20 protein-coding genes are annotated in these 19,330 nt (G+C 42.5%); 17 read left to right on the top strand and 3 right to left on the bottom strand.

Features of this window, described 5'->3' with window-relative positions:
- Positions 1-306: 306 nt before the first annotated feature.
- Positions 307-519 carry a hypothetical protein gene (locus SNE_RS02050; RefSeq protein ID WP_013942645.1) on the bottom strand — a complete coding sequence of 71 codons (213 nt, stop codon included), beginning with the start codon at positions 517-519 and terminating at the stop codon, positions 307-309.
- Between the two features lie 88 nt (positions 520-607).
- On the bottom strand, positions 608-1,339 hold the full coding sequence (locus SNE_RS02045; RefSeq protein ID WP_013942644.1) for a substrate-binding periplasmic protein: 732 nt from the start codon (positions 1,337-1,339) through the stop codon (positions 608-610).
- 128 nt (positions 1,340-1,467) lie between these two features.
- On the opposite strand from SNE_RS02045, the gene SNE_RS02040 reads away from it, so the two are divergent.
- Positions 1,468-1,863: a hypothetical protein gene (locus tag SNE_RS02040; protein ID WP_013942643.1), complete on the top strand. Its 396-nt coding sequence runs from the start codon at positions 1,468-1,470 to the stop codon at positions 1,861-1,863.
- On the opposite strand, the gene SNE_RS02035 is transcribed toward SNE_RS02040, so the two are convergent.
- Positions 1,860-4,016, bottom strand: a complete 2,157-nt coding sequence (locus tag SNE_RS02035) for a heavy metal translocating P-type ATPase (RefSeq protein ID WP_013942642.1) — start codon at positions 4,014-4,016, stop codon at positions 1,860-1,862. The two genes, SNE_RS02040 and SNE_RS02035, sit on opposite strands and share 4 nt — an antisense overlap.
- Before the next feature lie 54 nt (positions 4,017-4,070).
- Between SNE_RS02035 and SNE_RS02030 the strand changes: the two genes are divergently transcribed.
- The 16 genes from SNE_RS02030 (at position 4,071) to SNE_RS01950 (ending at position 19,111) form a co-directional block, all read left to right on the top strand.
- On the top strand, positions 4,071-4,868 hold the full coding sequence (locus SNE_RS02030; RefSeq protein ID WP_013942641.1) for a M48 family metalloprotease: 798 nt from the start codon (positions 4,071-4,073) through the stop codon (positions 4,866-4,868).
- A 13-nt stretch (positions 4,869-4,881) separates the two neighbouring features.
- Complete coding sequence (locus SNE_RS02025) at positions 4,882-5,967, top strand: glycosyltransferase family 9 protein (protein ID WP_013942640.1); 1,086 nt, start codon at positions 4,882-4,884, stop codon at positions 5,965-5,967.
- 64 nt (positions 5,968-6,031) lie between these two features.
- Positions 6,032-7,108 carry a Ppx/GppA phosphatase family protein gene (locus SNE_RS02020; RefSeq protein ID WP_013942639.1) on the top strand — a complete coding sequence of 359 codons (1,077 nt, stop codon included), beginning with the start codon at positions 6,032-6,034 and terminating at the stop codon, positions 7,106-7,108.
- Positions 7,109-7,139: 31 nt separating this feature from the next.
- Positions 7,140-8,108, top strand: coding sequence for a glycosyltransferase family 2 protein (locus SNE_RS02015; RefSeq protein WP_013942638.1), 969 nt, complete (start codon positions 7,140-7,142; stop codon positions 8,106-8,108).
- 145 nt (positions 8,109-8,253) lie between these two features.
- Positions 8,254-9,207: a type III secretion periplasmic lipoprotein gene (locus SNE_RS02010; RefSeq protein WP_013942637.1), complete on the top strand. Its 954-nt coding sequence runs from the start codon at positions 8,254-8,256 to the stop codon at positions 9,205-9,207.
- Between the two features lie 9 nt (positions 9,208-9,216).
- On the top strand, positions 9,217-10,083 hold the full coding sequence (locus SNE_RS02005) for a hypothetical protein (protein ID WP_013942636.1): 867 nt from the start codon (positions 9,217-9,219) through the stop codon (positions 10,081-10,083).
- Complete coding sequence (locus tag SNE_RS02000; RefSeq protein ID WP_013942635.1) at positions 10,076-10,702, top strand: HrpE/YscL family type III secretion apparatus protein; 627 nt, start codon at positions 10,076-10,078, stop codon at positions 10,700-10,702. The genes SNE_RS02005 and SNE_RS02000 overlap by 8 nt, the downstream gene beginning before the upstream one ends.
- Positions 10,703-10,706: 4 nt before the next feature.
- The gene (gene sctR, locus SNE_RS01995) at positions 10,707-11,573 is read left to right on the top strand and encodes a type III secretion system export apparatus subunit SctR (RefSeq protein ID WP_013942634.1); all 867 of its coding nucleotides are present in this window, start codon (positions 10,707-10,709) and stop codon (positions 11,571-11,573) included.
- A gap of 5 nt (positions 11,574-11,578) precedes the next feature.
- Positions 11,579-11,848, top strand: a complete 270-nt coding sequence (gene sctS / locus SNE_RS01990) for a type III secretion system export apparatus subunit SctS (RefSeq protein WP_013942633.1) — start codon at positions 11,579-11,581, stop codon at positions 11,846-11,848.
- A gap of 58 nt (positions 11,849-11,906) precedes the next feature.
- Positions 11,907-12,698, top strand: coding sequence for an EscT/YscT/HrcT family type III secretion system export apparatus protein (locus SNE_RS01985; protein ID WP_158307198.1), 792 nt, complete (start codon positions 11,907-11,909; stop codon positions 12,696-12,698).
- A 186-nt stretch (positions 12,699-12,884) separates the two neighbouring features.
- On the top strand, positions 12,885-13,982 hold the full coding sequence (locus SNE_RS01980; protein ID WP_013942631.1) for an Lpg1974 family pore-forming outer membrane protein: 1,098 nt from the start codon (positions 12,885-12,887) through the stop codon (positions 13,980-13,982).
- 138 nt (positions 13,983-14,120) lie between these two features.
- Positions 14,121-15,227, top strand: a complete 1,107-nt coding sequence (locus SNE_RS01975; protein ID WP_041418695.1) for an Lpg1974 family pore-forming outer membrane protein — start codon at positions 14,121-14,123, stop codon at positions 15,225-15,227.
- Between the two features lie 105 nt (positions 15,228-15,332).
- On the top strand, positions 15,333-16,376 hold the full coding sequence (locus SNE_RS01970) for an Lpg1974 family pore-forming outer membrane protein (RefSeq protein ID WP_013942628.1): 1,044 nt from the start codon (positions 15,333-15,335) through the stop codon (positions 16,374-16,376).
- A gap of 145 nt (positions 16,377-16,521) precedes the next feature.
- Positions 16,522-17,064 carry an Lpg1974 family pore-forming outer membrane protein gene (locus tag SNE_RS13460; RefSeq protein WP_158307197.1) on the top strand — a complete coding sequence of 181 codons (543 nt, stop codon included), beginning with the start codon at positions 16,522-16,524 and terminating at the stop codon, positions 17,062-17,064.
- Complete coding sequence (locus tag SNE_RS13455) at positions 17,051-17,692, top strand: Lpg1974 family pore-forming outer membrane protein (RefSeq protein WP_013942624.1); 642 nt, start codon at positions 17,051-17,053, stop codon at positions 17,690-17,692. The genes SNE_RS13460 and SNE_RS13455 overlap by 14 nt, the downstream gene beginning before the upstream one ends.
- Before the next feature lie 297 nt (positions 17,693-17,989).
- Positions 17,990-19,111, top strand: a complete 1,122-nt coding sequence (locus tag SNE_RS01950; protein ID WP_158307196.1) for an Lpg1974 family pore-forming outer membrane protein — start codon at positions 17,990-17,992, stop codon at positions 19,109-19,111.
- Positions 19,112-19,330 lie beyond the last annotated feature (219 nt).

Below are 19,330 nucleotides of genomic sequence, written 5' to 3'. Positions count from 1 at the left end.
CATCGATCAATATCATTGCTTGGTTCACATGAGTGACCACTATAATCTGAAGATGGTTCCGGATCTACCCCATGAGATTTGCTCTTGCTTTGACAGTAATCGTACGCTCTTCTACTAGCATCAGCTATCATGCTTCCTCCAATGATTTGAGAAACACTGTTAGGAATAATGCAGAGCAAAGCTCCCCCAAGTCCTTCCATAAATGCTATTAGCGAGTTCTGGAGACAATAAGATCGGCAAATTACGACGCTTTGGCGCAGCCGAAAATCCAACTTTTGAAGTCGTTTGAGTATAAATAGCACTTTCTCATTTGAAACCTAAAAAATATGCGTAAGTTAAAAAGGCACAACCTGACATGTAAAGCCAAATTTTCATGCGTTGGCTTTCTTTCCACGCCTGAAGCAATTTCCTTAGTCCTATAGGAAAGAAAAGCCCAAAAATTGCACTTAAAACAATCGCTTTAGATAGCTGAATTCCAAGAATGATCAGTTCTCTAGTTAGAGTGGTACTATGTTCCACTTGATCCCTCAAAGAAAAGTAATAGTTCGGATAAAGTCTAAGAAATAAAATCGATAATTGTCAACTGGATACCCAGCGTCGCACCCTCTTAATCTAGGTTCCACTTTTTGAGGAGTTTTTCGTATTTGCCGCTATCGCGGGTTTTTTCAAGACCTCGGTTAAATGCCTCAATGAGTTCAGAATGCTCGTCATGGACTGTGAGAAGTCGTAGTCCCGCTTCATTGAGCGGCGGTGTGGCAATTTTGAGTTTGCCCTCATAGAGGTCTTCCACAAATGCAGTAGCAGGAATGTATCCTACAACTACTCCATCGACATAACCATTGACGAGTGCATTTAAGGCAGTAGGGATTTGATTGTAATAACGGACAATTGCTTGGGGATAGAGACGAATAAAGAGGGCTTCTTGCTCTTGAGATCCCACCGCGATTTCTTTTCCTTCCATCGGACTGCTCACATTGAGCATGGAATCTCCTTTTACCAAAAGAACAGGGCCAGTATTTAAGTAGAGGTCGGAAAAGTCATACTTCTTCAGTTCAAAGACATAAGGGTAGACCGATGAAAGAATGGCATCACATTTACCTTCCTCAAGGCCCATTGTTAAGTTATCCCAGCTCAAATTAAGCCTCTGAAAGTTAATTCCTTCATGACGAGAAATTTCTAAAAGAAGCTCATTAGAAAAAGCAAAAACGTTGAGTTCCTTTCCCATTAAATTTAACGGAAACCAAGTTGGATCGACTCCGACAGTGTAAGTCTTTCCTTTTGAACCACAACCAACAAAAGCTAGCGATAAAATAATCAGCAAAAAGAATCGATATACCATATACCTTATCTTAGGTGAGTTGGGATATCATTGAAATAAAAAAAAAATTTTTAAAATATGCGAACTAGAGCAAAGCATAAGATAAAACGCTTGCTCCTACAAAAAAAAATGGATACGGGAGGAGGAAGATGAAACGATTCATTTTTGCGATTTTAGGTCTACTCATGACAAGTCTGTCATGGGCTTTAGCCCCTTCAACTCTAAGTTTTGTAGCATGTGAAAAAACGTACGTCAATCCGGAAGAAGTCCTTTTGGAGCATGCAACGATCCATGTTCAGACGGAAAATGTAGCAGGAGTCACATCAGCTATCTATTCCGATGGGAGAGGGCTGTATTATCAGGACATCCAACTCGATGAAACACTTAGCTACGATGATCTTTTCGATGAGGCTTTTTTTGCCAACTATTCGGATGAACCCTCAGTGCTATTTAAAGATGAGTCACTTATCACGAAAGGAGAGCCAACAAAGAAAAAACTTTCGAGACGTTCGACAAGCTGGCCCTATTGTGATAAGCGCCGTTAACGCTTAAGAAGTCGCAAGCCGTTGAACACAACGAGAAGTGAGGCACCAGCGTCGGCAGCAATGGCCATCCATAAGGTGGCCATCCCTACAATTGCAAGTGAAAGAAAAACGACTTTCACTGCGAGCGAAAAGGTGATGTTTTGTTTGATCACATGTAAGACACGCCGCGAATGACGAATGAGCCATGGCACTTTCGTTAAATCATCGGACATGAGTGCAATATCTGCGGTTTCAATAGCCGCATCAGTTCCCATAGCCCCCATCGCAATCCCGAAGTCTGCTGCAGCCATTGCTGGGGCATCATTGACCCCGTCTCCTATCATTGCAACGATTTTTCCCCCATCCTTCAATTTTTCCACTGCTTCGACTTTATCTTCGGGCAATAGTTCTGATTGAACCGAATCAACTCCCGTTAACTTCGCAATGGCAGCAGCAGCAGGAGCGTTATCTCCTGTCAGCATCGCCACATGCTTGACTCCTGCACGTCGAATGTCTTCAACAATAGATCGGATCTCTGCACGTGGCTCATCTGCGACACTGATGAGTCCGCACACGTGTTTATCATTTCCAATCGCAACGATCGAATGTCCAGCATCTTCTAACTCCAAGGCCATGCGATGAATTTCTTCTGTTTCTTGCTTCATTTCGTGCATGAAGCGGTGGCTCCCTATCCAATAACGAGTCCCATTGTAGGTCCCCTGCGCCCCTTTCCCTTTAATGATTTGAAAGTCTGTCGCACGCTCAAATCGGATGTTTCTCTCTTCAGCAAGGTTAAGAATCGCTCGAGCAAGAGGGTGTTCACTTGGCGCTTCTAAAGCAGCTGCACGTAAAAGTAACTCTTCTTCTGTATGATTATTGAGAGGAATGATCTTTTGCACTTTGGGTCGGCCATAAGTCAATGTTCCAGTCTTATCAACCGCCAGGATATCGAGTTTGCCAGGAGCCTCTAAATACATGCCCCCCTTAATGAGCACTCCATTGCGCGCCGAAGAAGTTAGTCCTGAGACAATACTGACAGGCGTTGAAATCACAAGAGCACAAGGACAAGCAATCACCAAAATAACAAGTGCACGATAAAACCAAGTTTCCCATGAAAGACCAAAAAAGAGTGGCGGGATGAGGGCAATGACAATCGCTAAAATAATCATGATCGGGGTATAAACACGGGCAAACTTCTCTACCCACTGCTCAGAACTCGCCCGTCTCGATTGAGCTTCTTCAACTAAATGGATGATCCGAGCAAGAGTGGTGTCATCCGCTTTTTTTATCGTGACACACTCGATAGCACCCTCTTCATTAATCGTTCCTGCAAAAATTTCATCACCTTCTTCTTTGGCAACAGGAATCGACTCACCTGTGATGGGTGATTGATTGATTGAGGTGCTTCCTTTTTCGATCGTGGCATCTAATGGAACTTTTTCTCCTGGACGGATCAAAATGCGCGTTCCAACTTCAACATCTTCAACACGAACCTCTTTAAGCCCTATATCTGTGATCATTCGGGCTTGGGTTGGGGAAAGATCCATCAAAGCTTCCACCGCGCGTCTAGCCCTTCCTACACTCCAATGTTCCAAAAGAAGGGCAACAGAAAAAAGAAACGCAACAGTTGCCCCTTCAAACCATTGACCAATTCCAATCGCCCCACACATAGCAATCACCATAAGCAAATTCATGTCTGGCTGCATTCTCTTCACGGCAAGCAGTGCTTTGGGAACAAAATAAAAAGCTCCAAAGATCATTGAAATCAAATAAAAGAGAATCACTATAATCGGAAGACTGTGCGTAGTTTCATCGACCTCTCCAAGAATGTCTAACACATTTGGATGAAAGAAAATGTGAAGAGAAAATCCCAAAAACAAAAAAAGGCCACTAAGGGTCGCCATCATGAGGCGTCCATGTTTTTCCCAAAAACTCTTCGGTTCGCCTTTTTTTCTCTCTTCCCACACCGAAGCTTGCATTCCTGCCCCTTTGACCCAATCAATCACATGTTGCGCTGTCACATGTCCAGGGTCAAATGTTACAGTCATTTTCGCATTTAAAACATCAAAGGTCAGGTCTTTGACTCCTTCACGAGTCTCAACTGCTTTTCTCAGGATTTTAATTTCTTCAGCGCAGTCTAGGCCAACGACATGAAAACTTAGTTTCTTTTCCATAATTTTATTTTGTCACACTTTGCGATAAAAAGGAAAAGCCCTTATCATTTCCTCATGTTCTCACGACTCGAAACACAGTATCAGCAAGCTGAGCGATTTCGCTCAGCCAATCTCTCTAGCAAGTTTGCGCAGGCTTTCCAGTATCACATGCTCGGGAAAGCTCCTCACCGCATTCCTGAGCTCCTGGCTATTATGGTCAAAAAAATCCTTCCCCCACTTGCAAATTACCTCGCAAATTTAGCCTCTAAAACGATCCAATTCCAAGCGATTACAGAAGATGATTCGAAGTGGAAAGAGCTTGCCTTTCTGACAGAAAAATTAAGGGTGAAAGCAGGCCTTACTACACAAGTGACCCCTTGCTATTCCTTAACTGATCCGTCGCTTATCACCTCTTTTGATGAAGGGATTGTTTTGAATGAGTATCTTTTAACGTGTCCTTCACACGAAAAAGAGTTCCTCATCATGCACGAAATCAAGCACATTCACCTCTCTCACTTAACAGTTCGATTAGGCCTCAGCTACTTCTTTGCAGCTCTCGATTTGATTCTTCTCTACTACTACCCATTAGCAATTCTCTGCGTTGAAGTGGGAGCGTTTTATATTGAAAATGCTGTCTATCAACATCAAGAATACCAAGCTGATTTTGAAGCTATTAAAGCCTTGGGAACGAGCCGAGGAGCTGTTGAAACATTTAGAAAAAAAATGGACCAAGTCTACCCCTTACCCCCCACTTTTCACTCACTAGACCTTCAGCATGAAGCTAGAAAAATCCAAGAGTGGGCTTGTAGTTACTCCGAAATCACCCACCCTAGCGTCACGAGCCGCCTTCACGCGGCTCTCAAAATTTCTTGATCTTCGAAAGAAAATGTCAGAAAATAGCACCATGTCTTGGAAAAACACTCTTCTTATTGGAATTTCTAAACTTTTCTCCACTTCAAAAAATGAAGTAAAGGATCCCGCGCGCCCCCGTATTCTCGTCGTTTCGACCACCGGGCTTGGCGATAGCCTGTGGGGAACACCCGCCGTACGCGCTCTTAAAACCCGTTTTCCCAAGTCTTACCTCGCCCTTCTAACAAGCCCAATTGGCTCTGCCCTTTACCAGAATAATCCTCACCTAGATGAAATCATTACCCTAGATAACCCTGCTCTACCTTCATGCAGAAAGCTCCTCTCTCCGCTCAAAAAGAAAAACTTTGAAATTGCGCTCATTTTCCACCTTTCCCAACGACCGGTGCTCCCCTTTGTGACACTTTGCAAACCAAGTCAAATCATTGGAACAAACGGAATCAATAAAGGACTCGATAGACTCTTAACCTCTCCTCTTGATCCTTCATATGAACACGAAATCGAAAGACGCCTCAAAATCGCCGAAGCAATCGGAGCTCCTCCAAACGGGAGGGAGATGGAAATTTTTCTCACGTCTGACGAACAAAAAACCATTAAAGACTTTTTAAAAAATGCTTCATTTCCAATTGGAATTCATCCAGGTGCAAAGGACCGCTACAAGCAATGGGCCCCCGCCCATTTTGCCAACCTCGGCAAACGGCTCCAAGAAGAATATGGCGCTCAAGTTTTTGTAACGGGAAGCCAAGAAGAAATCCCCCTCGCTGAAAAAGTTGCAGATCAGATTTCTGGCGCCCTCTCAGTCGCAGGAAAGTTTTCAGTCAGACTCACCGCTGCTTTGATTCAGCAATTCAAAATTTTTTTAGCAAATGATACGGGGCCCATGCATCTAGCTTATGCCGTCAAAACCCCCACCTTTTCTCTTTTCGCTCCGACAGATCCAAACCTTTGTGGTCCTTACCAAATCGACCACGCAAGATATATTCAAAAAAAACCTACCTGTTCGCCTTGCATCGGAAAAAAATGCCGCGTTCCTTTTTGTTTAGAACAAATAACGGAATTAGAAGCTTGGAATCAAATTAAAGAATTAATTGAGATTTATAATTAATATCCATTTTATATAAAATACATATGGTAATTAGTTACCACAATAAGAAAGGCGGAAATTTTTTATGTCAATTGATGCTATTGATTCTCAAGAAGGTTTATTTGAAGGAGCCTACTTTCAAGAAAATTCTATCATGCCAGTCGATGTTCTCTCTTTAAACCTCATTCCTGAGATCGAGATGAGTACACTTGAAAAAGTACAGCTCAACTCTGAGGTGATAGAGCGCCGTGCAATCATTGATGTGGGGTCAGGTGGAACCAAGTTTCTTATCGCAGACTTCAATCGAGCAACTGGAGACTACACCATTGTTAAAGAAGGGAAAATGAACGTCCCCTATCAAAAAGCCTTGAACGCTTCTAAAGATCACACCTTTGATCCAGAAATACGTGCACAAGGAATCGCAGCTTTTCAAGAAATTCAAGAGGTTTTTTATCAATACGGTGTCCAACAAAGTTATGCATTTGCAACCGAAGCCTTTCGCCAAGCAGGAAATGCTACTGATTTTGTTGCAGAAATCGCCAACAGATCGGGAATCAACGTTCATATTCTAGAGCAAAAAGACGAAGCTGCGATTGCGTTTCAGCAAGCAGCGCTTCATCTTGGAATTCCTCAAGAACAACTCGTTGTCCTTGAAATTGGAACAGGAAGTTTTCAACTTTCAATCAAAGATGAAACCGCTCATATGGGTGATCTAGGCTCTGTTCCTTTCCACGAGCATATTGTACAAGAAATTCTCGGAGTCACGGCGGATGGAAAAATCACTTCGCTTACCGATGAGCAAATGAAAACAGCTGATAAGCTTGCACGCGATATCGCCAGACAAGCTGAAAAAGACATCAAAAATGTCATTCGAGGAGACGCAGGACGCGCCATTGTTGGGATAGGCAACCTCTTCACAAGAAGTTTAGCACCCCACGCCACCACCCCTGATGTCATCGTGCGCAAGGATATTCGCAATTTCATCCAAGAAATCCTTCAAAAAACTCCAGAAGAGATCCAAAGCGATCCCTTCCTAAGTAGCGATCTTTCTAATGCCATTTTAGCTCTCGGATTCATGAAAGCCCTTCAAATTCATGAAATCCATGTTCTCGACACCTCTAATACTACTACCATTTTGAGAAACGAAGGCAACTGGTCTTAAAACCAGGTAATCCATTACAATTGGGCTTATTATGATAAACGATGAGCCCTACATCATCATTCTCAATTGGAATGGCAAGCAAGACACCCTCGACTGTCTCGAAAGCCTTACCCATGTGAAGACTCCCCATCAAATTATCGTCGTTGACAATGGTTCCGCCGATGATTCAGTCCAAGCGATCTCCACAGCCTTTCCCTTGATTCTTCTCATAGAAACAGGGGAAAACCTCGGGTATGCCGAAGGAAATAATGTTGGAATCCGCGAAGCTTTAAAGCGCGGAGCCACCCACCTACTCATTCTCAACAACGACACTACTGTCGAACCTGATTTTCTAGATGCATTCTTAGCAAGTGATGACGCCATTCAAGGAGCCAAACCTCTCCTTGCAAGCGACCCTACAACCCTCGATCATCTAGGGGGCACTTGGGAAATGAAAAAAGGGACCTTTTCTCTTATTGGCTATCGTGAAAAAGCAAGTCTGTGGAAAGAGAGAATCCCCTTAGACTACGTTTGTGGTGTCGCCCTCTTTGCCAAAGCTGAAGTATTCAAAAAAATTGGACTCTTTGAACCCCGATTTTTTCTGTTTTGGGAAGAAAGCGATTGGTGCGCTCGTGCCAAACGGGCCGGTTATCAGCCTTACTTTTGTCCAAAAGCTAAGCTCAACCACAAAGTTTCTGCATCTTTTACAGGAGGGAAAGCCCATACGACTTATTTTTGGTGGAGAAACCGCCTTTTTTGGGTCAAGCGTAACTGCTCCAAAAAAGAAAAGAGAAGCCTCTATCTTCGCATCCTGATTCCAGAAATGAGCCATATCCTCAAGCTTTATCCAATAAAAGCATTGCAACTCGCTCTTCTCAAAATCGTGAAACCACATATTGATCTCTCTGAAAAGGAAAAGCGACTCCGGAATTATAAAGCAGCGCTGACTGGGATGAAAGACTACTTTTTCGGTCGTTTTGGAAATGGCCCCTCATGGATATTTAAGAGTTCTGTTTCCTAATTGCAAGCAAGAAAGTGAGAGATTCTCTTGCTTGCAATTAGGAAACAGAACCTTTCAAAGCATATCGTCACATTCGGAAAACAATTTGGTACAAAGTCCCTAACATGTTATAAAGAGCAAAAATGGATAACATTCATGAGCGCGGATGATGAGAAATAAGATAAAAAGTTGGTTACGTTCTTTAATAGTTCTGGGAAGCTTATCAAGCACATTACTCATTTTTACAGGGTGTGATAGCAACCAAGCAATCGTCAGCAACATTGATGAAAAAGAAGCAAATGTGATTCTAGTCCTACTCGAAAGCAAAGGAATTCCAGCCCAAAAAGCGAAAAGCGAAACCACTCAAATTGGTGGTGGTGGTGCCCCAAAATACTCCATCATGGTCCCTGAAAAGAACACGATTGATGCAATCGCCTATCTCAATCAAAATGGATTTCCAAGACAACAAGGAACTAACCTTCTCGACCTCTTTGCCAAACAAGGTCTGATGACATCAGATAAAGAGGAAACCATCCGCTACCAAGCAGGTCTTGCCCAGCAGTTAACAAATACAATTTTGATGATCGACGGGGTCATTGATGCCAGCGTCCAACTCTCCTTTCCACCTGAAGAATCCGTACTCGGAACCCCAGGACAAACACAACAAAAACGAATCACAGCAGCAGTATACGTCAAGCATCAAGGAGTCATCGACGATCCTAATATTCACCTTGAAAATAAGATCAAGCGACTCATTTCTGGGAGTGTCACAGGGCTTGATATCAATGACGTCACGGTTGTTTCCGATAGGTCTCGCTTTACAGATATTACCCTTGGAGCTACACCCGAATCTCTCTCAGGCAAACCTGGAGAATATGTCAGCATTTGGAATATTGTGATGAGCAAAGAGTCTGCGGCTCGCTTCCGTTTTCTCTTCTTCTTCATCACAGCACTTGCCGTCATCCTAGCCGTTGCCTTTGGCTGGCTCGTCTGGAAGTTTTACCCAACTTTGAAAAAGAAAGGGGCATTTAAAACTCTGCTAAGCCCCATTCCATGGATAGGAGGTAAAAAAGGTTCAGAAGAAACTTCTTCATCGAGAGAAACACCACCAGAAGGTTGATAAATCGCAATGAATACAGCTTCATGGATAGCTTTTCGAGATTTGCTTGAAAAAAGCGGTCCCAACAAAAAAATGGCTCTATTACGTTATATTTCTGATGAAGAAAGGGAAAAACTCGCTGAAGTTCCCCTGCCCTCACGCGATCCCTTTTCCTATGCGATTTCCATGCAAGAGCGGGTTTGCGCCATTCATTACTCTTGGCTCATCACCTTTTTGGAACCGTTTTCAGAAAAAGATAAAATTAAAATCTTATCGGCCCTTGAACCAACTCAAGCAGAAAAACTCAAAAACCATTTCAAAATTGAAGATCCCTTAGAAACCCTTTCCCCTCACACTGAGAGATTTTTACTAAGATCAATTTATGAATGGCTCGTTTCAGAGCAAAAAGAATTCATTCCACTAGAATTTCTTCCAAGTCATCCACTGAATCCTATCTTAGATCTCAGTAAAAGCAGCATTCAACACCTCGTCGATTTCTTAGGACTCCACGATCTTTCGTTAGAGCTAAAAAAAGTTGTCAAGACAGATCAGATCAAAAAAATTCAAAAAGCCCTATCAAAAGTTCAGCGCGACTACTTAAAAAATCTTCTGAAAGGGAAAGAGCCTGTTTCGTTTGCAAGGCTAAACTTAGATGGTTGGGATGGAAACGAAGAGCAACTCAAGAAGATCTTACATCATCGAGGATTTAACCGCTTAAGCAAAGCCCTTTTTGGATGCCATCCTTCTCTTATGTGGCACATCACCCACCGACTCGATACAGGAAGGACAAAAATCTTGCGCAAATTTTTTACAGATATTAACAACGATCAAGCGCAAGAAGCTTTAACAAATCAAATTGTAGACCTTATCCCCTTAATCCGGCAGCATTATGAGTAAATATTTTTCTCTAATCTTTTCAGGTGAAGTCCATCGTGCAGAAGAAGACAAAATTCTTCCCGAAGAAGAGTATAGTGTCCTTTTGGATGCACTAGAAGTTTTAGCTAAAGCAAAAGAAGACGTCAAAACTTACCTCAAGCAAAACAAAGAAGAATGTGAAAAAGTCCTCAAAAAAGCTGAAGAAGCCGGCTTTAATAAAGGACTCACAGAATTTAACAAACAAATTTTGCTCTACGAGCAAAAGATGAAAGTGGTGGAGCACGACCTCCAAAAAATGATTCTTCCCTTAGCCTTAAAAGCTGCAAAAAAAATTGTTGGAAGAGAACTTGAAACAAGACCCGATACCATCGTTGATATTGTTCGTCAAACACTTAAGCCTGTCACCCAAAACCATCACATCAAAATCTACGTGAACAAAAAAGACCGCGAAATTCTTGAAGAAAAAAAACAAGACCTGAGGAAATCTCTAGACCAAGTACAAACTTTTAGTATCGAAGAAAGAGAAGATGTCTCACCAGGGGGTTGTATTATAGAGACCGAAGCTGGTATCATCAATGCAAGTTTAGAAAATCAATGGCGTGCACTCGAGGCAGCCTTTGAAGCATTTATGAAGCATTAACCACATGACACGAGCGAAAACACTCTATCGGACACCATTTCTTCTCTTCCTCTTGTTCTTTTCCTTCTTTGCGATGAGCCCTACTCTTTCTTATGCTCAAGAAGGGGGAGAAGCTAAGGCAACAATCAATCCACAACAAGAACAAACTCCAGAAGAGATGCAGCAAGAGCAACTCGAAAATATTGGGGGCATGAGCCGATTTGGGGCTCCAAATGTCGTCACAATGCTTGCGGTCATTACCCTACTCGCTCTTCTTCCTTTTGCTATCCTTCTCCTAACTTCCTACACAAAAATTGTCATCGTTCTCTCTCTTGTTCGAAATGCCTTAGGGGTGCAACAGGCACCTCCCAACCAAGTCTTAAACGGAATCGCACTCCTCATGACCATCTATGTCATGTTTCCAACGGGAGTGGCTATGTACAATGCTGGGAAAAACTACATTCAAAACGAAGCTCCCGCAAATCTCTTTACTGCTGACACCGCTTCCTATCTTGTGAACGTCATAGACAAGTCCAAAGACCCCTTGCGCGACTTTCTCATCCGAAACATGTCGACTGCGCATCAAAAAAACTTCTATCAGCTCGCCTACCGAAGCCTTCCAGCCGACTATCGAAATGAACTCTCTCCAAACGACTTTATCGTTTTGATTCCAGCCTACATCACCTCGCAAATTAAAGGTGCTTTTGAAATTGGAGTTCTCATTTATCTTCCCTTCTTTGTGATTGACCTGGTCACTTCGAACATTCTACTTGCTATGGGAATGATGATGCTTTCACCCTTAACAATCGCTCTCCCACTTAAACTTCTTCTCATTGTAATGGTAGACGGTTGGACACTGATTATTCAAGGACTTGTACTAACCTATAAATAAAAAATATGTACCAATCAGAAATTTACCAACTTTCTTATCAAGCCTTACTTCTCATCCTTATTTTATCAGGTCCTCCTATCATTATTAGTATGGCCCTCGGTCTTTTTGTGGCCATCTTTCAAGCAGCCACACAGATTCAAGAACAAACCCTTTCTTTTACCGTGAAACTCGTCGCTGTTATTATGACGTTGATCTTAATGGGAGGGTTTTTAAGCGGGCAAATCATGCAATTTGCCGGCAACATTTTCCAAAACTTCTCGAAATGGAACACATAGATCCATGGCTCTTTTCGACTATATTTTCAACCTCCCCCATATCTCATGGTTGGAAGTTATGTCGCTTTTCATGCTCGCCTTTATGCGGATGGCACCAATTGTGATGTTAGCCCCTTTTTTAGGTGCAAAAACAGCTCCAGTCATGGCGCGAACAGGACTCGCAATTTTCATGAGCATTCTTTTTCTCCCCATCCTCGCGCAGCACGCCGAACCTCCTCACGGATTTACTATGGCCTTTCTTGTCTACTGCACAAAAGAACTCATGGTGGGATTTTTCCTCGGTTTTTTGATTGCTATGCCGTTTTACATGGTCCAGTCAAGCGGTATTATCATCGATTACTTAAGAGGTGCGTCCATCATGCAATCGCAAGACCCCTCAATGCAAAACCAATCGTCCCCTATTGGAATTTTGTATAACTTCGTTATGATCACCGTATTTTTCAACGTCCAGGGCCCCTTTCTCTTTTTTGAGGGAATTGCGACCTCCTATGAAATCATCCCTGCCGACAGCTTTATCAACCCTGCATTTTTTACAATGAATCTTCCCTTTTGGCAGGTTGCAGCTGATATGATCAACAAGATCATCACCATCGCAATTCAACTTGCTTCTCCTTGTCTTGTTGCAATCCTCATGGCAGAAATGTTTCTGGGAATTGCTAACCGCTTAGCCCCTCAAGTCCAAATCGCCTTTTTGGGCATGTCGATCAAATCTTTACTCGGTCTCATGTTGCTTTGGGCAGGATGGTTTTTTATCCTTAAGCAATTCACTTCGCAAACATTCTCCTGGCTCGAGATGATGGATAAACTCATCCAAAGCTTCTACTATCTCGTACCAAAATCTAGTGTCTAATTGTTGGCCGTGCTCTGCCCCAAAAATTCTGCACCGCTATTCATACATTTTTTGTGCCCTCTCGAAGAAGAATTTTTAGGACAGAGCACTAACGATAGGGACTTTTGTGAAGAAGCACTAGTTAGTTGACAAAATCAACAAATCTGCAAATAATTCTTTCAATCATTAGAGTTATTGGAGAACTTCATGAAACGACTATGGCAAACGCTTTTACTCATCCTTCCCCTTTCTTTAAATGCCTTCCACTATGGCTCAAACGATCGCGAGTCGACTGGRAAAATKGCTGAAGAGTCTTCAAATGTCATTACTCCCGATGCAGGACCAAGTGTCAAAGGAGGCATCAACGTCTTTTTCACAGCTGATTTCCTCTATTGGTCCGCACGGATGGACGGGCTAGCATTTGCCACATCTGGATTAGGTAATAATCGCAGTACCGTCAATAAAGGTCATGCCCATTTCCCTAACTGGAATTGGAAACCTGGTTTTAAAGTGGGAATTGGGCACAATCTCCCACATGATGGTTGGGATGTCTTTATTGAATATACTTACATACGCAACAACGCATTTCGTAGTGTGCAAGGTGAAACCTTAGACCCCAACTGGGACGTTTCAGATCTCACTTCCTTTATCCCAGCTGACCGCATCCCAGGGGTAATTAGCTATGCACGAGGAAGCTGGGACCTCAAATTTAACGTCTTTGACCTCGAACTCGGAAGAAACTATTTTGTCAGCCAATACTTATCAGTTCGCCCTTTTTCGGGTTTTAAATTCACTTGGCAAGATATCAACTATCACGTTCGCTACCGCACACTACWCACCGATCAAATTCCTGAATCTTATTTACGTATGAGAAATGATGTTGACTTCTGGGGCATAGGCCTTCGCTCAGGTTTGGATCTGACTTGGCATGTTGACACCATCTTTAGCGTTTACGGAAATCTTGCCTTAACAGCACTCTGGGCGCAGTATGAAATTTTGCGTCGTGATACCCGCACAGATTTKGCAAGCCCCAATCCAAATCCGACACCACAATTGGGAACAGACCTTATCACTTACAACGCAGAAAAAGACTTCCACTCGATAAAAGGAGTCTTAGAACTTTCAATTGGTTTACGTGGAGAATGGTGGTTTGCAGATGAACGGTATCATTTTCTCATTCAAGCCGGATGGGAAGAACAGCTTTGGATCAACCACAACCAATTCATCAAACTTCATTTTGTAGAAAGTGCACATGGAGACATGGTTCTTCAAGGTTTTGTCTTGAAAGCTCGCTTTGATTTCTAAACCGAGAATTCAGGTTACTCAAGTTGATATCGTTCTCTAACGGGTGATAGTCTTTTGAGGATTCTGAGTTTTAACTTGAAAAAGAAAGCTTTTTTCGTGCTAAATAGTTTGTCTAATTTTTAATGCATGGAGAAAGACATGAAAGCAAAATTCAAGACTCTACTTGGAATCTGTGGGCTATTTTGCATCAGCCAAATGGCTTTTGCAACCACTGATTCAACTTCAAGCGGTTCCTCAAAACCGCGCAAGCCAATGTACCGTGAAATCACACCGAATGCAGGACCTCGTGTCGCTTATGGATATGATATCTTTCTCACTGCAGATTTTATTTACTGGAAAGCCAAGCAAAGTGGAATGAGCTATGCAACGACTGGCATTCTAACACAAGCCCCCGCTGCACCTTTTGAACCCCTTGAAAACGGACATGATGCTCAAGTAAAATACGATTGGGATCCAGGTTTTAAAGCTGGTGCAGGCCTTAATTTTTGGCATGATGGCTGGGATATCTATATCGAATATACCTGGCTACACACAGATGGATCTGATTCCATTGCACGCCCCAATGGAGTGATTCCTGCTTTTACACTCCCTCCAAATGTCATTGACGGAGACATCCTTAACGGAAATTCAGCAAGATCTAAAGGACACCTTCATTTTAACGTGATTGATCTCGAGCTAGGACGTAATTTTTACATCAGCCAGTTCCTTATGCTCAGACCTCACGTTGGATTCAAAGGAACATGGCAAAATCAAGATTGGAGAACCCGTTACGATTCAAATGATCTCCAACTAAGAGTTCAACAAGGAAACCCTATTCCCTTATCTGGTCCTTACCGCATGCACCATCATAATATATACTATGGCGTAGGATTTAGAACAGGAATCGACATGGCATGGCATTTCACAACCAACTGGAGCATTTTTGGCGATGTCTCATGGACAGCTATGTGGTCTCGCTATCGCCTCATCCGTCACGACGCGGTTAATAACGATGCAACAGATGAAAAGCAATGGAACATGAATACACGCTCCAATTTTTTCGATGTGAAGTTTATCGGCGAATTTCAAATTGGACTCCGCTTTGAAATGTGGTTTGCAGATGATCGGTATCACTTCCAAATCCAGGCAGGATGGGAAGAGCAAGTTTGGATCAACCACATGACCTTTATCAACGGAATTAGTCCCTCACCATTCTTCGATCTCACCACACAAGGTGGAACCGCAATGGTGCGCTTCGATTTTTAACCCTTTAGGTTACCGAGCCACATTTCGTGGCTCGGTTTTTTTTGTTTAAAAAAAATCTCATTTCTATTTTTCTCCAAAGTAACGGGGTAACTGTGGAGAAAATCAATGAAATCAAAAATTTTTCTCATTCTTTTGACAGCACTGGCTCTATGTCAAGCTGCCTTTGCGAATGGAAAATCCATGACACACGACATCACACCTTATGCAGGTCCCCATGTGACCTCCAGTATGAACCTCTACTTCACTGTTGATTTTCTGTGGTGGAAAGCCAAGGAATCGGGCCTAACCTACGCAAGTGCTGGTGTACTCACGCAGCCCGCTCAGCCTCTTCAACCTCTCAGAGATGGGAAAATTGGACGGATTTCTTATGATTGGGATCCAGGTTTTAAAGTAGGCGCCGGATATAAATTTTGGCATGACAACTGGGATCTTTACGCAGAATATACCTGGTTTCATACCGATGGAAATGATTCCAAATCTCGAACGAACGGTCTCACCACAACCTTTAACCTCCCCGATAATTTCTTCACCCAAGAGATTTTCAATAGAGCAAATTCCAGAGCAAAACTCATTTTCAACTCCGTTGACTTCGGATTGGGGCGCAATTTTTATCTGAGTCCTAACCTCATGACAAAGCCTCATGTTGGATTTAAAGGAACATGGCAACAAGAAGACTGGCGCACAAGACTCTTTTCTTCATTTATACAAATTGGAGGCGCACCTGCTACCGGACCCTACCGTGTGCATCATCACAGCCGCTACTATGGAGTGGGGATACGCGCAGGGCTCAATACCGCTTGGCATTTTACATATCAATGGAGTCTTTTTGGAGATGTTGCTGGAGCAGCGATGTGGTCACATTATAAATTGCGTCGCCATGATACAATTGATAACGGAGCAACAGGACAAAACCAAAAAACGATTGATGTCCACAGTAGCTTTTTTGATCTAAAATATGTAGGCGAATTCCAAATTGGACTCCGTTTTGAAAATTGGTTTGCTGACAACCGGTATCATTTGCAACTACAAGCGGGATGGGAAGAGCAAATCTGGATCAACCATATGACCTATATCGATCCAATAAGCCCAGCTCCTTATTTTGATTTAAGCCTACATGGATTGACAATGATGATACGATTCGATTTCTAAAATGCGAAAATTTTTAACCTGGCTTAAGTTTTTTGTTGAAAAAGAATCTAAAAATCCTGTTTGATTATGGGAAACATGCATATTCTCTTGATATGCAAATTTAACATCGAAAAAAAAACAAATCTCTTAAAGGGAGAAAAAGAGAATGCAAATGAACCTCAAAAAACTGTGGCCCGCTTTAGGGTTAGCGTGCATGAGTTTCTTCTCAATAGCAAATGCACAGCCCTATAGCAATTCTCAATCAAATTCAATGTCCTCTCAAAGTTCTTCCCAGGATATGTCTGGGCAAGGAACTTACCAGAGAGGAACTTACCGCGAAATCACACCTGTTGCAGGACCTCGTGTTGCACATGGTGCTGATGTTTTTATCACTGCTGACTTTATTTGGTGGAAGGCTGTTCAAGAAGGAACAGACTACGCAACAACAGGTGTTGAGGGATTTCTTCCAGCAAATCCTCCTGCAAACCAATCTAGAGGAACAGAAAGAAGTGTAGGCCAAGACTGGGCTCCTGGCTTCAAAGTGGGTCTAGGACTTAATATGAGCCACGATGGCTGGGATATTTATGCTCAGTACACTTGGCTACGTCCTAGCAACAGTAACAGCTTAAGCAGTTCTGACTACGTAAACCGACCAGTTCTGCCCTACAACTATCATTCMAACACTCGCTTTTGCATTGACCGCATTTGATCGAATCAGTGCACATTGGGATTTAGACTTTAATGTCATCGACGTTGAATWRGRAAGAAACTTCTATCTCAGTCAATTCCTAACAATGCGTCCTTTTATTGGTTTTAAAGGAACTTGGCAAAACCAGCACATCCATCTTCGTATGAATGCTCCAGATGGGATTGTTGTGGATAACAATAACACAATCGTTGAAGGTCCCTATAAAATCCACGAACGTATGGACAACTGGGGTATTGGTATCCGCGGCGGATTTAATCTAGCTTGGTACATGGCTAAACAGTGGAGTATCTACGGAGATTTAGCTTGGACTGCAATGTGGACTGACTACAATGATGTCACACGTAAAGATACTGCAGAAGATCCAACTCAACAAACTGGACTTTCTTCTATCAATCCTTACAACGTCAGACAAGATGAACACTACGCTATTAAAACCATCTTAGAGCTTGAAATCGGCTTACGCTGGGAAATCTGGTTCTACGATGATAACTACCATTTTGCTATCCAAGCAGGATGGGAAGAGCAAGTTTGGGCTAACTGGGGAACTAACTTTGACTTCCTAGTTGGTGATACATGGAACGACCTCAGCCTTCACGGCTTGAACCTTAAGTTCCGCTTTGACTTCTAAACAAGCATTCTCTTATGAAGCACCGTTTAGAAAACTAAACGGTGCTTTCTTAAAAGAGGATTAAATGAGTGCTTTTAAGCACTCATTTTTTTTTATCTTCACCCACAAAAATAATCACGAAGTCACTTACTTTCATTTTTTTGTTGAAAAAGAATTTGTGAATGCTGTTTCATTGTTCGTAACAAGTTTATCGTATTTTCATGCGAAAGTTCACAAGAAAAATAGATCTCTAACAGGGAGAAAAAGAGAATGCAAATGAACCTTCGAAAATTATGGCCAGCTTTGGGCTTAATGTGCATGAGCTTCTTCTCATTAGCAAGTGCTCAGCCATATGGGAATTCACAAAATGATTCAATGTCCTCTCAAAGTTCTTCTCAGAGCATATCTGGTCAAGGAACTTACCAAAGAGGCTCTTATCGCGAAATCACTCCGGACGCTGGACCACGCGTCTCAAATGGTGCAGATGTGTTTATCACAGCTGATTTTATTTGGTGGAAAGCTGTTCAAGAAGGAACAGATTATGCAACAACCGGTGTTGAAGCGCTCGTGTTACCCAACCCTCCTGCAAATCAATCTAGAGGAAAAGAAAGAAGTGTAGGCAACGATTGGGCTCCAGGTTTCAAGGTGGGTCTAGGTCTTAACATGGGCCACGATGGCTGGGATATATTTGCTCAGTATACTTGGCTGCGTCCGAGTAACAGCAATAGTTTAAGCACTTCAGACTTTCCTAATCGAACCGTTTCGCCTACAACTTTTATCCCTACAATCGCTTTTCTTTTCGCAGAGTTTGATAGAATTAGTGCACACTGGGACTTAGACTTTAATGTCATCGATGTTGAATTAGGTAGAAACTTTTACCTCAGTCAATTCTTAACAATGCGTCCTTTCATTGGTCTTAAAGGAACTTGGCAAGACCAACATATGCGCATTCGAATGAATGCTCCAAACGGAATTCTTGTACAACTTTTCAATGTAACCGTTGAGGGTCCCTATAAAATTCACGAACGTATGGAAAACTGGGGTATTGGTGTACGTGGCGGATTTAATCTTGGTTGGTACATGTCCAAAGAGTGGAGCATCTATGGAGACTTCGCTTGGACTGCAATGTGGACTGACTACGATGACATCACACGTAAAGATACGTTAGTAGATCCAGCTGAAGTCACTGGATTCCCTTATATCAACCCTTACAACGTCAGAACAGATAAGCACTACGCTGTAAAAACCATCTTAGAACTTGAGATCGGTTTACGCTGGGAAATCTGGTTCTATGATGACAACTACCATTTTGCTGTTCAAGCAGGATGGGAAGAACAAGTCTGGAAGAACTGGGCCACCAATTTTGACTACTTTGCTGGTGAAGCTTGGAACAACCTCAGCTTTCATGGTTTGAATCTTAAGTTCCGCTTTGACTTCTAAGGCTTGGCCTAAAGATCAATCGGAAAAAACCCGTTGGGAATCCCAACGGGTTTTTTTTATCTCCTTCATCTCAAAGCTCAAAGCCTTTAACTAACCTGAGTTCTAGGTATATTTTGCTTATTTTCAAAAGCGAGTTCTCTTAAATTCTCAGTATTATTGAAGGGAAGAGCAAAATGCTCCTTTTCAAGAGAACACGGCTGAGAAGAAAGAGAAAAATCA

The sequence above is a fragment of the Simkania negevensis Z genome (assembly GCF_000237205.1).
Classification (GTDB): domain Bacteria; phylum Chlamydiota; class Chlamydiia; order Chlamydiales; family Simkaniaceae; genus Simkania; species Simkania negevensis.
Note: the sequence above shows the minus strand (reverse complement) of the source record. Positions and strands in the feature narration are given on the sequence as shown.

Excerpts from the sequence above, each read along its gene's own strand:
- sctR (WP_013942634.1), top strand. The coding sequence starts at position 10,707 with ATGACACGAGCGAAAACACTCTATCGGACACCATTTCTTCTCTTCCTC.
- SNE_RS02015 (WP_013942638.1), top strand. The coding sequence starts at position 7,140 with ATGATAAACGATGAGCCCTACATCATCATTCTCAATTGGAATGGCAAG.
- SNE_RS02035 (WP_013942642.1), bottom strand. The coding sequence starts at position 4,016 with ATGGAAAAGAAACTAAGTTTTCATGTCGTTGGCCTAGACTGCGCTGAA.
- SNE_RS02040 (WP_013942643.1), top strand. The coding sequence starts at position 1,468 with ATGAAACGATTCATTTTTGCGATTTTAGGTCTACTCATGACAAGTCTG.
- SNE_RS01975 (WP_041418695.1), top strand. The coding sequence starts at position 14,121 with ATGAAAGCAAAATTCAAGACTCTACTTGGAATCTGTGGGCTATTTTGC.
- SNE_RS01970 (WP_013942628.1), top strand. The coding sequence starts at position 15,333 with ATGAAATCAAAAATTTTTCTCATTCTTTTGACAGCACTGGCTCTATGT.
- SNE_RS02020 (WP_013942639.1), top strand. The coding sequence starts at position 6,032 with ATGTCAATTGATGCTATTGATTCTCAAGAAGGTTTATTTGAAGGAGCC.
- SNE_RS01950 (WP_158307196.1), top strand. The coding sequence starts at position 17,990 with ATGAGCTTCTTCTCATTAGCAAGTGCTCAGCCATATGGGAATTCACAA.
- SNE_RS02010 (WP_013942637.1), top strand. The coding sequence starts at position 8,254 with ATGATGAGAAATAAGATAAAAAGTTGGTTACGTTCTTTAATAGTTCTG.
- SNE_RS02025 (WP_013942640.1), top strand. The coding sequence starts at position 4,882 with ATGTCAGAAAATAGCACCATGTCTTGGAAAAACACTCTTCTTATTGGA.
- SNE_RS02005 (WP_013942636.1), top strand. The coding sequence starts at position 9,217 with ATGAATACAGCTTCATGGATAGCTTTTCGAGATTTGCTTGAAAAAAGC.
- sctS (WP_013942633.1), top strand. The coding sequence starts at position 11,579 with ATGTACCAATCAGAAATTTACCAACTTTCTTATCAAGCCTTACTTCTC.
- SNE_RS02000 (WP_013942635.1), top strand. The coding sequence starts at position 10,076 with ATGAGTAAATATTTTTCTCTAATCTTTTCAGGTGAAGTCCATCGTGCA.
- SNE_RS02030 (WP_013942641.1), top strand. The coding sequence starts at position 4,071 with ATGTTCTCACGACTCGAAACACAGTATCAGCAAGCTGAGCGATTTCGC.
- SNE_RS02045 (WP_013942644.1), bottom strand. The coding sequence starts at position 1,339 with ATGGTATATCGATTCTTTTTGCTGATTATTTTATCGCTAGCTTTTGTT.
- SNE_RS01985 (WP_158307198.1), top strand. The coding sequence starts at position 11,907 with ATGTCGCTTTTCATGCTCGCCTTTATGCGGATGGCACCAATTGTGATG.